The sequence below is a fragment of the Luteimonas sp. A611 genome (assembly GCF_054072715.1).
On record NZ_JBSVRP010000001.1, the window covers coordinates 1,230,961 to 1,243,949 of the forward strand.

Genomic DNA, 12,989 nt, shown 5'->3' on the forward strand with positions numbered 1-12,989 from the left:
CGCCGGGAACGCATCATCTCCCGCAGGCTGGAACGTGGATCGGCTGTCGCGTCCAGTCCTGGCGCTCAGGAACCCCTGCAGCCGTCAGTTACTCGCCTTCGCGACTGCGGCCTTCCGCTTCCTCGCGCATGCGCCGCCGAATGAACAGCGCGGTCGCCACCGGCATCGCCAGCATGATCAGCGCGCCGGCGATGGTCAGCCAGCCGACCGGCTGTGTAAGGACTTCCCGCAATATCGGATGCATTTCCCGGCTCCTCGTTGTCTGGTGTCGGGGCCAGTCTGTGCGGTCGGCCGGGGCCCGGCATTGCGCCGGATCAAGGCGGTGCTGCGCGGCGCGGTGGACACTCGAAGGGTTCCGCCGCGCGCGCAGGGCGGGTCAGGGGCGCGATGCGCTCAGAAGAACACACGTACTCCCGCAGCGACGCTGCGTCCGGGCAGTGGCGCGAGGTCCTTCAGCACCGAGGTGTGCGGCCGCGCCTCTTCGTCCAGCAGGTTGGTGCCGTCGAGGAACAGCTCCAGCGCATTGCCGCCAGCGGTGTCGTGGTGCCAGGCCAGGTTGGCGTTGACCAGGGTGTAGCCGAGCGATTCGTCCTCGTGTGCGGCCACGCGGTCCTGGCGCGCGTGGCGGATCGCGCCGATGCCGGCGCGCCAGGCACCGCCTTCCCAGCGCATTTCCGCGCCGACGCGCCACGGCGCGATCCGGGGCAGGTCGCCGGCAAGCGCGAGCTCGGCGGTGTAGTGGTGGGCATGGTCGCCGTGGGGCACCGCGAAAGACACCTCGCGCGTGCCTTCGCCGGCCAGGCGCCCGCGCACCGCATCGGCGAAGCCGCGCATGGTCCAGCGGGCGTCGCCGTTGTCGAGCAGGGTCCAGCGCAGGTCGATCTCGCCGCCGGTGAAGCGAGCGTCGGCGTGGTTCCACACGCGCGCCGTCGCGCCGTCGTCCTCGATGCCGGTGTCGGCCAGGTAGATGAAATCGCGGTAGTCCAGCGCGTACAGCGAGAGGCCGAACGTCAGCGGGCCACGGTGCCAGTGCAGGCCGAGCTCGGCGCGGTTGGCGGTCTCGTTGCCGAGCTGCGGGTTGCCGAATTCGTGGCTGCGCGTGGCCACGTGCAGGCCGTTGGAGTACAGCTCTTCGGCGGTCGGCGAACGCTGTGCGCGGTCCAGGCCGAACGACAGGTGCAGGTCGTCTCCGAAATGCCAGCGTGCCGCGGCCGACAGGCTGCTTGCGTCGAAGTCGCGCGAGGGGCCGATGGCCGCGTCGCCTACCTCGATGCGGTTGCGGTCGTGGCGTGCGCCGACCTCCAGGTCGATGTTGCCGAATGCGTGGCGGCCGATCCAGAACAGGCCGATGTCGCGTGTTTCCGAATCCGGCACGAACGCCTCGTCGCCGACCGCACGGAAATCGCGCCGCGACGCCTGCAGGCCGAAGGCGCCGTCCCAGCCTGACCAGTCGCGATGTACCAGTTCGGCGCGCAGCTCGGCGCTGTCGTTGTCGAACACGGTGCCGACCGCACGGCCCTCGTACTCGGTGTGCGTGTAGGCGTTGTGCGCCAGCTTCACGCGCAGGGTGTCGAACGCACCGAGGCGGTCCAGGCCGCCGCGCAGTTCGTGGCGGCGCTGGTCCATGACGATGTGGACGGTCTCCTCGTGGCCATCCGCGTCGTCGTTATCATGATCGTGGCCATCGTCGTCGTGGCCGTGCGCGTGGGCGTGCCCGGGCACGCCGTAGCGGCTGTTGAACATGCTCGCACCGGCGCCGAGGAAGCCGCGGTCGCCCACCCAGGACAGGCCGAGCGCGGCGCTGTCGGTGCGCACGGCGCTGTTGGGCAGCGTGCCGTACGGATCTTCGGCGTGGTCGGGTTCTTCGTGCCCGCCCTCATGCAGCGCCGCGCGCTCGGCAAACCCGGGGATGTCGTAATCGCCGGTCTCGCGATGCAGGGCGTCGACGTGGAAAACGAGGTTGCCCGAGGACGAGGTGCCGTCCAGGCGCAGCATGCCCGTTCGCTCGTCGTTGCCGCTGCCCGCGCGCAGCTCGGCGCGACCCTGCAGGGGCGTGTCGGTGGCCTGTTCGGGGATGCGCCCCTCGACCACGTTGACCGCACCGCCGATCGCGCCGCTGCCGTACAGCAGGGTGGACGGGCCCTTGAGCACCTCGACCTGGTCGGCGAGGAAGGGCTCGATCGACACGGCGTGGTCGACGCTGACGGTGGAAACATCGCCCGAGGCCAGGCCGTCACTCAGCACCTGCACGCGCGCGCCCTCCAGGCCGCGGATGATCGGCCGGCCAACGCCCGGGCCGAAGTACGAGGACTGCACGCCCGGCAGGCGGCTGACGGTTTCGCCCAGGGTGGCGGCGCGCACTTCGTCGAGGCGGCTGCCGGCCAACACTTCGACCGGGCGGGTCAGGGTCTCGGCGGTGTGCGGAAGCAGGGTGGCACGGACCACGACCTCGTCCAGATCCTTGACCTCGACGTGGCGCGGATCGTCCTGCGCGGCGAGCGCGGGCACGGCGCACAGGGCGAGCGCCAGGGCTGAGGCGAGGCGGTGGGGGAGCAGGGTGAAGGGGACGGGCACGAGCATGGGGTAGATTGATTCCGGAACAGGTGATGTTATAGTATTACGTATCGCGCACGGCGCAGCTGTCAACCTCCCGAACGTCATGACCCCACGACAACGCCATTGGCTGGACCGTTTCGGCGCCGCAGGCTCGCTTGCGTGCGCGGCACACTGCGCGCTGCTGCCGTTGCTGATCGCGGCGCTGCCCTCGTTCGGACTCGCGCTCTGGCTCAGCGATGGCCTGGAGCTGGGCTTCGTGGTGTTCGCGACCCTGCTCGGCGCCTTCAGCCTGCTCTGGGGCTATCGCCGCCATCGCGCGCTGCGGGCGCTTGGACTGCTGCTCTCGGGCCTGGCGGTGCTTTGGCTTGCGGTGCTTTATGCGCCGCTGCACGAATCGGTGGTGCCGCACGCGGTGGCGATGACGCTGGGTGGCACCCTGGTGGCGGTCGGGCACCTGGTGAACCTGCGCCTCAACCATGGCCACGTGCACGACGCCAGCTGCGCCCACTGAGCCGCGGCGGATTGCGCCGCCGGCCTGCGTGATAGAATGCGCCCCCTCGCGCGACCGCGCGGCGGCCGGACACCCCGAGCCGATTTCCAGAGATTCCAGGAGCAAGACTGATGGGCAAGGGCGACCGCAAGACCGCCAAGGGCAAGCGCTATTCCTCCAGCTACGGCAACGCGCGCCCCAAGGCCGTGGCCAAGGCGACGGGCAGCGCTGGTGCGCCGGTGGCGAAGACCGCGAAGACCGCGACCAAGGCGCCCGTCCGCAAGGCGGTGAAGAAGGTGGTTGCAAGGGGCGAGTAAGCCCGCGCTTTGCGTCTGACCGAAAAGCCCCGCTGACGCGGGGCTTTTTCGTTGCTGGCCGCTCGCCTTCCCGAGGTGTATGGACTCGGGGTGCCGTAGCGCCCCGATGGGCGGAAAGATCGCGCTCCGGGTGTCCGCGCTCAACCCGAATCCGCGTTAAGCCTCACGCAGCCAGCAGGGGGTGGTCCATCGATCGTTGTCGTGTTGAATTCGTGGACGCGGACGCCTGTTCCGATCTGTCCGCGGAGTGGTCCGGGCTGGAGGCCAGCGCCGATGGTTCCCCCTTCACCTCATGGGCATGGGTCTCGACCTGGCTGAAGCATTTGCCGGCGTCGGTCCGGCCTGTGCTGTGCCGCATCCGCGACGGGCAGGGGCTGGTCGCGCTTGGCATGCTGGTGCGGGTGCCGGAACGCGGCCTGCGCAAGGCCTTCGGCAGCCATTCGATCCGTCTTCAGGAAACCGGCGACGAGATGATCGACGAGATCACGCCCGAATACGTGGGGCTGCTGGTCAGGCGCGGTCGTGAGATCGCTGCCTACGCGGCGTTCTTCGAGGCGATATCGCAGCGCTGCCGCGGCTGGCGGCGGATCCAGGTACCGGCCACCGGTCACGGCAACGAGATCCAGGCGGCGCTGCCCGATGGACTGCGTGCGTACTCGGTATGCGCGCGTCCGGCGTACACCGTCGACATGGCGGCGGTCCGTGCGTCGGGGCGGCGCTATGTCGACCACCTGCCCAAGAAGACCCGGGCCAACCTGTCGCAGGTGCGCCGCGCGTACGCAGCGCAAGGCTCATTGCGCGTGGACATCGCCGACACCCCGCAGCTTGCCCTGGAGTGGCTGGGCGCCTTGCGGCAACTGCATGAGCGGCGCTGGGAGGGTAGAGGCGCTGCCGGTTCCTTCGCCAGCCCCTATTTCCGCGCCTTCCATGGCGAGCTGGTGGCCAGTGGCGTCGCCAGCGGCCTGGTCGAGCTGATCCGGGTAACCGCCGGGGACCTGGTCGTGGGCTACCTGTTTGCCCTGCAATGGCGCGGGCGCCGCTACTACTACAGCTCCGGGTTCAACTACGGCGCGCTGCCGCGCTACGACAGCCCCGGTGTCGCGGCCCTGCATGCGGTCATCGAGCACGGCATCGACGCGGGCTGGGAACTGTTCGACTTCCTCGGCGGCACCCAGGACTACAAGCGTCGGCTGAGCACCGGCAGCCAGAGCCTGCACTGGATCGACGTGCGCCGCGCCGGCCCGCTGCTGGCGACCGAGGCGCTGGTCTGGCGGATGCTGGCTGGAAAGACGCTGGGCAGCCCGCTGGAGCAGGCGCAGGCCGCCTGATCCTGGCCATGAAGCGCCAATAGGCGATCAGCGCGGCGTCGCGCCGGCTTCCACGTCCCGCCAGACCCGCAACAGGTTCCCGCCGAGGATCTTGCGGATGTCCGCGTCGGAATAGCCGCGCGCCTGCAGGCCGGCGACCAGGTTAGGGAAGTCGGCCACCGAGCGCAGGCCATCGGCCAGCTCGTCGCCGGCACTGGGTCAGGGCGAGGAGCAGGGCAGGGCGCAGGAACATGCGTGGTGGTCTCCGGAGGGTCGGGTTTCAGCAGAGCTGGTGGCCGTCGGCGTAGACCGCGCGCACCAGCGTGCCACCCAGCCAGTAGCACAGCTCCGCCGGGTGGGCGATGTTCCAGTGGACGAAGTCCGCCCGCAGGCCGGCGCGCAGCACGCCGCGGTCGTGCAGGCCCAGCGCGCGCGCGCCGTTGACCGTGGCACCGCGCAGCGCTTCCTCAGGCGTCAGGCGGAAATGCGTGCACGCCAGCTGCATCGCGAGGCGCAGCGACAGCAGCGGGGAGGTGCCCGGATTGCAGTCGGTGGCCACGGCCATCGGCACGCCCTGTGCGCGGAACCCGGCCAGCGGCGGCAGCTGCGTGTCACGCAGCACGTGGAATGCGCCAGGCAGCAGCACTGCGACCGTGCCGGCGCGTGCCATCGCGGCCACTCCGGCCGGCGACGTGTGTTCGACATGGTCCGCCGACAGGCCGCCGAACTCCGCCACCAGTGCGGCGCCGCCGCCATCGCTGAGCTGGTCGGCGTGCAGCTTCACCGGCAGGCCAAGCCCGTGCGCGAGCTCGAACACGCGCCGCGTCTGCGCGGCGCTGAAGCCGATCCGTTCGGCGAAGGCATCGACCGCGTCGACCAGCCCTTCGTCGTGCAGCCGCGGCAGCCAGTCGCAGACCGCTTCGATGTAATCGTCGGCGCGCCCGGCGTACTCGGGGGGCAGCGCGTGCGCGCCGAGGAAGGTGGTGCGTACGTCGACGCCCAGCGACTGGCCGATGCGGCGCGCGACGCGCAGCATCCTGCGCTCGCCGTCGAAATCCAGCCCGTAGCCGGACTTGATCTCCAGCGTGGTCACGCCGTCGCCCAGCAGCGCACGTGCGCGCGGCAGCGACTGCGCCAGCAGCGCATCCTCGTCGGCGGCGCGGGTGGCACGCACGGTCGACACGATGCCGCCGCCGCTGCGCGCGATCTCCTCGTAGCCGGCGCCATGCAGGCGCTGCTCGAACTCGGCCGCGCGGTCGCCTGCGAATACCAGGTGGGTGTGGCAATCCACCAGCCCCGGCGTGATCCAGCCGCCGTCGGCCTCGACCACGCAATCGGCCAGTCGCTCCGGAGCGCCAGGCAGTTCATCGCGGCGGCCTGCAAAGACGATGCGGCCCTCGCGCCAGCCCAGGGCGCCGTCCTCGATCGCGGCGTAGCCCGCATCGCCGTCCAGCGTCGCCAGGCTGGCGCCGAGGAGCACACCGTCCCAGGCTTCAGTCACCGCCGCCTCCATCGCCACCATCGCCGTCGCCATCGCGGCGCACGTCGCCGGAGGCAGCGCCGGCATCTTCGCCGCGGCTTCGCCGCGCGCCCGGCGTGCGCAGGCGATCGCGCGCCTTGGCCAGCACCAGCACCACCGCCAGCAGCACGAGGACGAGGATCGCGAGACTTTCGAGCATGCACACCGCCCGTGAAAGGGGAACGCCAGCGCGGTAGCCTAACCCACTCCCGCCGCCGTCCATCCGCCCATGTCCACCTTGCCAGCGCCACCGATCGAAGCCGTCGCCGCAGGCTGGCGCCTGCCCGGGATCGCCAACCTGCATTCGCATGCCTTCCAGCGCGCGATGGCCGGGCTGGCCGAACGGCAGACGCATCCCTCTGATTCGTTCTGGACCTGGCGCGAAACCATGTACCGCATGGCCGCGCGCTTCGATCCCGATTCGCTGCATGCCGTTGCCGCGCAGCTGTACGTCGAGATGCTCGAGGCCGGCTACACCACGGTCTGCGAGTTCCACTACCTGCACCACGCGCCCGACGGCAGCGCCTACGCCACGCCGACGGCGATGTCCGATGCGCTGGCCGCGGCCGCGCGCGAGGCCGGTATCCGCCTGGTCCTGCTGCCGGTGCTGTACATGACCGGTGGCTTCGATGGCCGCGAACTTGGCGAACGGCAGCGGCGCTTCGGCCATGACGTGGATTCCTACCTGCGCCTGTTCCAGGCGCTGCATGCGCGCCAGGACGACATGTTCCGCGTCGGCTGCGCCCTGCACAGCCTGCGCGCGGTGCCACCGGCAGCGATGCGCACGGTGCTCGATGCGTTGCCCGACGATACCCGCATCCACATCCACATCGCCGAGCAGGTGGGCGAAGTGCAGGATTGCCTGGCGATGCGCGACCTGCGGCCGGTCGAATGGCTGCTGCGCAATGCCGAGGTCGACGCGCGCTGGACGCTGGTGCATGCGACCCATCTCAACGACGGCGAAGTACAGGGCATCGCGCGCTCCGGCGCCACGGTCGCGATCTGCCCGACCACCGAGGCCAACCTCGGCGACGGCCTGTTCCGCCTGCGCGACTACCTCGACGCCGGTGGCGCCTGGGGCATCGGCTCGGATTCGCACATCTCGGTCTCGCCGGTCGAAGAGCTGCGCTGGCTGGAGTACGGCCAGCGGCTGACCACGCGTCGCCGCAACATCGCCGCTTCGCCCGGCTCGCCAGGCGTCGGTGCGACCCTGCTGCGCGGCGTGCTGGACAGCGCCGCGCAGGCCACCGGCTTCAGCGACGTGGACGATGCGCTTGTGCTCGATGCGGATGCGCCCGCCCTGGTCGCCGCCCATGCCGACGATGCGGCCGAACGCTGGATCTTCGGCGGCAACCGGCCACTGGTGCGCGAGGTGCGCGTGGGCGGGCGGCGCGTGGTCGCCGACGGCCAGCATCCGCAACGCGACGCCGTCGCCGCGCGCTACGCGACCGCGCTGCATGACCTGTTGCGTGGTTGATCGGGCCCGCGTTACCTGCCTGGGCGGCATAGTCCGGCGTCCTGACCTGGATCAATGCACGGCCCTGCGCTGCCGCGGCAGGCTTGCCGATCCACCCAGCCGGAAACGGACAGCATGAATGTCGATATCGCCATCGTCGGTGCAGGGCCTGCCGGCCTGTGTTTTGCACGCGCGCTTGCAGGCAGCGGGCTGTCGATCGCGCTCATCGAGAAGCAGCCGCTGGCGGCGATCGCCGAGCCTGCCTTCGACGGCCGCGAGATCGCGCTGACCCATGCCTCGCGTGACATCCTGGTGCGGCTGGGCCTGTGGGAGCGCTTCGATGCCGGCGAGGTGTCCGAGCTGCGCGATGCCAAGGTGATCAACGGCAATGCGGACAGCGGACTGCACGTGAGTGCGGCCGATGGTCGCAGCCGGCAGCTGGGGTGGCTGGTACCCAATCACCTGATCCGCCGTGCCGCGTACGAGCTGGTCGCGCCGCAGGCAGGCGTGCAGCTGCTGGCCGGGCAGGGCGTGACCGGCGTGGTCCGCGAGGGCGGGCAGGTTGCGCTGACGCTGGAAGGCGGCGACGTCGTGCGTGCGCGGCTGCTGGTGGCCGCCGACAGCCGTTTCTCGCAGCTGCGGCGGATGCTCGGCATCGGTGCGCGCTCGTATGATCACGGCAAACGCATGCTGGTGTGTCGCGTCGCGATCGAACAGCCGCATGAGCACGTGGCCTGGGAGTGGTTCGGCTACGGGCAGACGTTCGCGCTGCTGCCACTGACCGGCGATCGCGCCTCGGTGGTGCTGACGCTGGCGCCGGCGCAGATGGCCAAGGTCGAGGCGATGGACGATGCCGCGTTTGCGGCGGATATCGAACGTCGCTTCGGCGGTCGTCTGGGCGCGATGCGTCCCATCGGGACGCGCCATGTATATCCACTGGTGTCGGTGTTCGCCGACCGCTTCACTGCGGCTCGTGCGGCGCTGGTGGGCGATGCCGCGGTCGGCATGCACCCGGTCACCGCGCACGGCTTCAACCTGGGGCTGCAGGGCGCGGCGACACTGGCCGACGTGGTGCTGCAGGCGCATCGCCGCGGCGAGGACATCGGCTCGGACGCGGTGCTGGCACGCTACGGCCGACGCCACAAGCTCGCGGCCTGGCCGATGTATGCGGCGACGCGGCTGGTGGTGCGCGTGTTCACCGACGACCGCGCACCGGCACGCGGCCTGCGCGCTGCGATCCTGCGCATCTCCAACCGGCTGCCGCCGCTGCGCCGCGCGATCGCGGCGCGGCTGACGCAGGCCTAGGCTCAGGTTCGGCGGACGTGCGCTAGCGCAGGGCCGGCGTGGCCTGCGGAAACAGGTCGAACTCCGCCGGCAGCGCACCTTCCAGCTTGAGCAGGAACTGCTTGGTCGGCAGTCCGCCGCCGAAGCCGGTGAGCGAACCATCGGCGCCGATCACGCGGTGGCAGGGCAGCACGATCGGCAGCGGATTGCGGCCGTTGGCGGCGCCGACCGCGCGCATCGCCGTCGGGCGACCCACGCGCGAGGCGAGCTGCGCGTAGCTGACGGTCTGGCCATAGGGGATCGAGGCCAGGCGCATCCAGACCTCGCGCTGGAATCCGGTGCCCTGCGGCGACAGCGGCAGCTCGAAGCTGCGGCGGCGCCCGCGGAAATATTCGTCGAGCTGCGTGCGCGCCTGCTGCAGCAGCGGACTGTCGCCTTCGCGCCAGTCGTCGCCGCGGCGGACGGGATGGCGGCTGTCGCGGAACTCGATCGCGCGCAGGCCCTGCGTATCGGCGGCGAGCAGCAGCGGGCCGACCGGGCTGTCGACGATGGTGGTCAGGACGTTCATGCCGTTTTCCTCCTTGCGATGGTTGTGCGGGCGGCAGCCGCCGCCTGTGCCAGCGCGGCCTCGCGCCAGACGTGGATCACGGCGTAGGCGCGCCACGGGCGCCACGCCTCTGCCTGGCGGGTGAGGGCTGCGGTACGCAGGCGCGGCGTGGTGGTGGCCGTGTCGTCCGCCGCCAGCAGGTGCTTGTGCAGGACCAGGTCACCGGCCGGGAACGCGTCCGGATGCCCGAGCGCGCGCATTGCGATGTAGTGCGCGGTCCACGGTCCGATCCCGGGCAGGTCGGTCCAGCGCTCGACGAACTCCTCAAGCGTGCCCCCTGCACGAAAATCGACGCGGCCATCGAGCAGCCCCCGCGCGATCGCGCGGATCGTCGCCGCGCGCGCCGTGGGCAGGCCGATCCCGGACAGATCCGCCTCCACCAGTTGCTCGGGCGTGGGAAACCGCAGCAGCAGGCCGGATGTCGCCAGCGCAGCTGGCAGCGGCGTGCCGTGGCGCTGCGCCAGGCGCGCGGTGATGGTGCGCGCGGCGGTCACGCTGACCTGCTGCCCGACCACCGCGCGCACTGCGATCTCGAACCCGTCCCAGCCGCTGGGCATGCGCAGCCCGGGGCGTTTGCGCAGCAGCGGACGCAGCTGCGGGTCGCGCGACAGCACCTCGCCGATCGCCTGCGGATCGGCGTCGAGGTCGAACATCCGGCGCACGCGCTCCACCAGCGCCAGCAGCTGCGACGGCGGACAAGCGTGCAGCTCGAGCTTCAGCGCATGGCCATCGCCGCCGCCGCGCGGCCATGGGCTGACGCGGAGCCAGCCCGGTGCGGCGGCGTCGCCGACCACGCGCAGGTAGGCCGAGGCATCGACCTGTTCGACCCCGGGCAGTGCGCGCCCGCGCAGGAAGTCGAGCATGGCCGCGAAATCATGGGGTGGCCGATAGTTCAGGCGCAGCGCCAGCACCTCGCCGTCGCCGGCGCCGGGCCGTCGACGCAGGTCGCGTGGGGCAAGGCCGTAGGCGTCGCGGAAGCAGGTGTTGAAGCGGCGCAGGCTGCCGAAGCCGGCGGCCAGCGCCACTTCGGTCACCGGCAGCGTGGTTTCGGTCAGCAGCTGCTTTGCGAACAGCAGGCGGCGCGTGCCGTGCACGCCGATCGGCGGCGCGCCCAGGCGCGCGGTGAACAGGCGTCGCAGCTGGCGTTCGCCGACGTGCACCCGCTCGGCCAGCGCGGCCAGCGGCGCATCGGCCAGGAAACCCTCATCGATCAGCTTGAGCGCGCGCGCCAGCGTGCCGTCGCCGCGCCGCCAGCTGCCGTCGGCGGGGGACAGCTCCGGGCGGCAGCGCAGGCAGGGCCGGAAGCCCGCCGCTTCGGCCGCCGCCGCATTGGCGTAGTAGCGCACGTTGCGCGCCTTCGCCGGCGGCGCCGGACAGGTCGGCCGGCAGTAGATGCCGGTGCTGGCGACGGCGGTGAAAAACAGCCCGTCGAACCGCGCGTCGCGGCTCAGGCGTGCCTGTTCGCAGATGGCGGGATCGGGCAGTCGGACGGCGGGCATGCAGGGGAGTCTAGCGCCGCCCGCCGGCGCGGACTGGCCGTTTCCGGACATGAATGCAGTGCCTCGCACGCGGCCGGCTGGCGGCCTCGCGCGCGCCGCGACGGATCCGGCCGCCACGGCCGCCGCCCCGACGAACATGTGCCAGCCCGTTGGACGGCCGCGGATGCGTGCGGCCGGACCGCGGTGGCTACTCGCTGCTGTGCAGGGCCGGCAGCAGCGTATCGATACTGCCGTCATGTTCGGCGGGTTCGATGCCCAGCAGGTGCGCGAGCAGCGGATACACGTCGACGTTGTCGAACGCCGGCAGCACCGCGCCGCTGCGGAACGACGGTCCGCTGGCGACGAACACCGCGCGCATCTCCGGCGCAGCCGGGTCGAAGCCATGCGAACCCCGCGTACCGGCCGGACGACGCGCCAGGCGCGCGCGCGGAAGCGCATCCCAGCCGGTGTCCATCTGGCAGACGATAGGCGGGATGCGCGGATGGCTGCCGTAATGCCAGCGCGCCGGCAGCGCATCGCGGCGCCAGCATTCGTGGTGGGCGTGGCGGCCAAGCAACTGGCGTTCGGCGGCCTCGCTGCGGCCCGGCAGCGGCCGGAAGCCGACCACCTGCCCGTCCATCACCAGCGCGGCGTCGCCCGGGTCGGCCATGTCCTCGGTGACGACCACCTGGCCCTCGGGTACCTCGGCCATGCCGTGGTCGGACACGATGACGATGTCGGTCCGCGCGCGCGCGCCGGAGCGCTCGAGCCTGTCGAGCAGCGTCCCGATCGCGGCATCGACCTCGCGCATTGCCGCGCGCAGCTGCGGCGAGCGCGGACCGTGCGCGTGCGCGGCGGCATCGGGATGCTCGAAATACAACGTGGCCAGGCGCGGCCGGGTGGCGTCCGGCTCGGTCAGCCAGCCGGCAACGGTGTCGACGCGCTGCGCGATCGGTCGTGTTTCGTCATACGCGTGCCAGCGCGCCGGCCGCACGCCCCGCACCGCGGCCTCGCTGCCCGGCCACGACAGCGTCGCGGTCGGCAGGCCCGCCTTCTCGGCCGACACCCAGAGCGGCTTGCCGCCCCACCAGCGGCCATCGCCCACGGCCTCGCTGTTCTTCAGCGCAAAGCCGCCAAGCGCCTCGTCGCGCATGGTGTTGTGGACGATGCCATGGCGATCCGGGCGCAGGCCGGTGACGATGGTGTAGTGGTTGGGAAACGTCAGGGTCGGGTAGGACGGCTGCATCCATTCGGCGCGCACGCCTTCGGCGGCCAGGCGATCCAGGTGCGGCGTATCGCCGCGACCGAGGAAGTCCGGGTGCACCCCGTCCAGGGAAACCAGCAGCAGCGTCGGGCGGATGGGATCGGGCGGCTGCGGCACGCTTGCGCAGGCGCTCAGGAGCAGCAGGAGGGGAAGCAGGAGTCTTTGGAAGGTCATCCGAGCATCATAGGAAGGAATGTGACAGCACGTGGGTGGCTGCGGCGCGGCGCGGATGCTGCGAAGGGCGTGCGGGTGCATCACTACGCTGACGGCGGTCTGAATCCGGGCCCGTCGAAGCGTTGAATGCAGCGCAGGCTGCCGTATGTTGCAAGGTGGCCGTCCGGCCGGAATCCGCTTGGAGGTGCGCCATGACCCATCGCCTGCTGACTGCGCTGCTTGCTGCGGCTGCATTCGCCGTTGCCGTTCCCGCCACGGCGCTCGCGCAGGAACATGAGCCGGAGGAGGCCGCAGCCTCGTCGAAGAAGAAGGCCGACCCTGACGACCGCTTCTGCATCCGCGAAACCGGCTCGCGCGTGGTTGCCACCCGCAACCGGTCGAAGAAGTCCGATCAGGAATGCGTCGGGTCGGCGGGCCGCGTCTACACCCGCGAGGATATCGAGCGCACCGGCTCTGCCGACCTGCACGATGCGCTGCGCCGGCTGGATCCGTCGATCTTCTGATCGCGCGCGGCCACCGGTACTTAAAGCGACGCCC

At 71.2% G+C, this 12,989-nt stretch carries 14 protein-coding genes; 6 read left to right on the forward strand and 8 right to left on the reverse strand.

Annotated elements, in window-relative coordinates:
* Window positions 1-88: 88 nt before the first annotated feature.
* Together ACW5EG_RS05470 and ACW5EG_RS05475 are read right to left on the reverse strand one after the other, a co-directional pair.
* Window positions 89-244, reverse strand: coding sequence for a hypothetical protein (locus ACW5EG_RS05470; protein WP_457017737.1), 156 nt, complete (start codon window positions 242-244; stop codon window positions 89-91).
* A 149-nt stretch (window positions 245-393) separates the two neighbouring features.
* A complete protein-coding gene (locus ACW5EG_RS05475; RefSeq protein ID WP_457017739.1) occupies window positions 394-2,580 on the reverse strand; it encodes a TonB-dependent receptor in 2,187 nt (728 codons plus the stop codon).
* Window positions 2,581-2,659: 79 nt separating this feature from the next.
* Between ACW5EG_RS05475 and ACW5EG_RS05480 the strand changes: the two genes are divergently transcribed.
* The 3 genes from ACW5EG_RS05480 to ACW5EG_RS05490 all read left to right on the forward strand — a co-directional run bounded on the left by ACW5EG_RS05480 (window position 2,660) and on the right by ACW5EG_RS05490 (window position 4,691).
* Window positions 2,660-3,067 (forward strand): MerC domain-containing protein, encoded by a 408-nt coding sequence (locus tag ACW5EG_RS05480; protein ID WP_457017740.1) that lies wholly within the window; start codon window positions 2,660-2,662, stop codon window positions 3,065-3,067.
* A 110-nt stretch (window positions 3,068-3,177) separates the two neighbouring features.
* Window positions 3,178-3,363, forward strand: a complete 186-nt coding sequence (locus ACW5EG_RS05485; protein ID WP_457017741.1) for a 30S ribosomal protein THX — start codon at window positions 3,178-3,180, stop codon at window positions 3,361-3,363.
* A gap of 344 nt (window positions 3,364-3,707) precedes the next feature.
* Window positions 3,708-4,691 carry a GNAT family N-acetyltransferase gene (locus ACW5EG_RS05490; protein ID WP_457017742.1) on the forward strand — a complete coding sequence of 328 codons (984 nt, stop codon included), beginning with the start codon at window positions 3,708-3,710 and terminating at the stop codon, window positions 4,689-4,691.
* A gap of 27 nt (window positions 4,692-4,718) precedes the next feature.
* Here the strand turns inward: ACW5EG_RS05490 and ACW5EG_RS05495 are convergent, their stop codons facing one another.
* The 3 genes from ACW5EG_RS05495 to ACW5EG_RS05505 all read right to left on the reverse strand — a co-directional run bounded on the left by ACW5EG_RS05495 (window position 4,719) and on the right by ACW5EG_RS05505 (window position 6,349).
* Window positions 4,719-4,871, reverse strand: coding sequence for a membrane dipeptidase (locus ACW5EG_RS05495; RefSeq protein WP_457018410.1), 153 nt, complete (start codon window positions 4,869-4,871; stop codon window positions 4,719-4,721).
* Window positions 4,872-4,950: 79 nt separating this feature from the next.
* Window positions 4,951-6,171: an imidazolonepropionase gene (gene hutI / locus ACW5EG_RS05500; RefSeq protein WP_457017743.1), complete on the reverse strand. Its 1,221-nt coding sequence runs from the start codon at window positions 6,169-6,171 to the stop codon at window positions 4,951-4,953.
* Window positions 6,164-6,349, reverse strand: coding sequence for a hypothetical protein (locus ACW5EG_RS05505; RefSeq protein WP_457017744.1), 186 nt, complete (start codon window positions 6,347-6,349; stop codon window positions 6,164-6,166). The genes hutI and ACW5EG_RS05505 overlap by 8 nt, the downstream gene beginning before the upstream one ends.
* Window positions 6,350-6,418: 69 nt before the next feature.
* Here ACW5EG_RS05505 and ACW5EG_RS05510 point away from each other — a divergent pair, with 69 nt between their 5' ends.
* Both ACW5EG_RS05510 and ubiM read left to right on the forward strand, forming a co-directional pair.
* Window positions 6,419-7,666: a formimidoylglutamate deiminase gene (locus ACW5EG_RS05510; protein ID WP_457017745.1), complete on the forward strand. Its 1,248-nt coding sequence runs from the start codon at window positions 6,419-6,421 to the stop codon at window positions 7,664-7,666.
* Between the two features lie 114 nt (window positions 7,667-7,780).
* On the forward strand, window positions 7,781-8,950 hold the full coding sequence (ubiM, locus tag ACW5EG_RS05515) for a 5-demethoxyubiquinol-8 5-hydroxylase UbiM (RefSeq protein ID WP_457017746.1): 1,170 nt from the start codon (window positions 7,781-7,783) through the stop codon (window positions 8,948-8,950).
* A gap of 22 nt (window positions 8,951-8,972) precedes the next feature.
* Here the strand turns inward: ubiM and ACW5EG_RS05520 are convergent, their stop codons facing one another.
* From ACW5EG_RS05520 to ACW5EG_RS05530, 3 genes are all read right to left on the reverse strand, one after another.
* Window positions 8,973-9,497 carry a methylated-DNA--[protein]-cysteine S-methyltransferase gene (locus ACW5EG_RS05520; protein ID WP_457017747.1) on the reverse strand — a complete coding sequence of 175 codons (525 nt, stop codon included), beginning with the start codon at window positions 9,495-9,497 and terminating at the stop codon, window positions 8,973-8,975.
* Window positions 9,494-11,035, reverse strand: a complete 1,542-nt coding sequence (locus tag ACW5EG_RS05525) for an AlkA N-terminal domain-containing protein (RefSeq protein ID WP_457021016.1) — start codon at window positions 11,033-11,035, stop codon at window positions 9,494-9,496. The genes ACW5EG_RS05520 and ACW5EG_RS05525 overlap by 4 nt, the downstream gene beginning before the upstream one ends.
* Before the next feature lie 187 nt (window positions 11,036-11,222).
* On the reverse strand, window positions 11,223-12,452 hold the full coding sequence (locus tag ACW5EG_RS05530; RefSeq protein WP_457021017.1) for an alkaline phosphatase family protein: 1,230 nt from the start codon (window positions 12,450-12,452) through the stop codon (window positions 11,223-11,225).
* Window positions 12,453-12,643: 191 nt separating this feature from the next.
* On the opposite strand from ACW5EG_RS05530, the gene ACW5EG_RS05535 reads away from it, so the two are divergent.
* Window positions 12,644-12,955 (forward strand): hypothetical protein, encoded by a 312-nt coding sequence (locus tag ACW5EG_RS05535; RefSeq protein WP_457021018.1) that lies wholly within the window; start codon window positions 12,644-12,646, stop codon window positions 12,953-12,955.
* Window positions 12,956-12,989 lie beyond the last annotated feature (34 nt).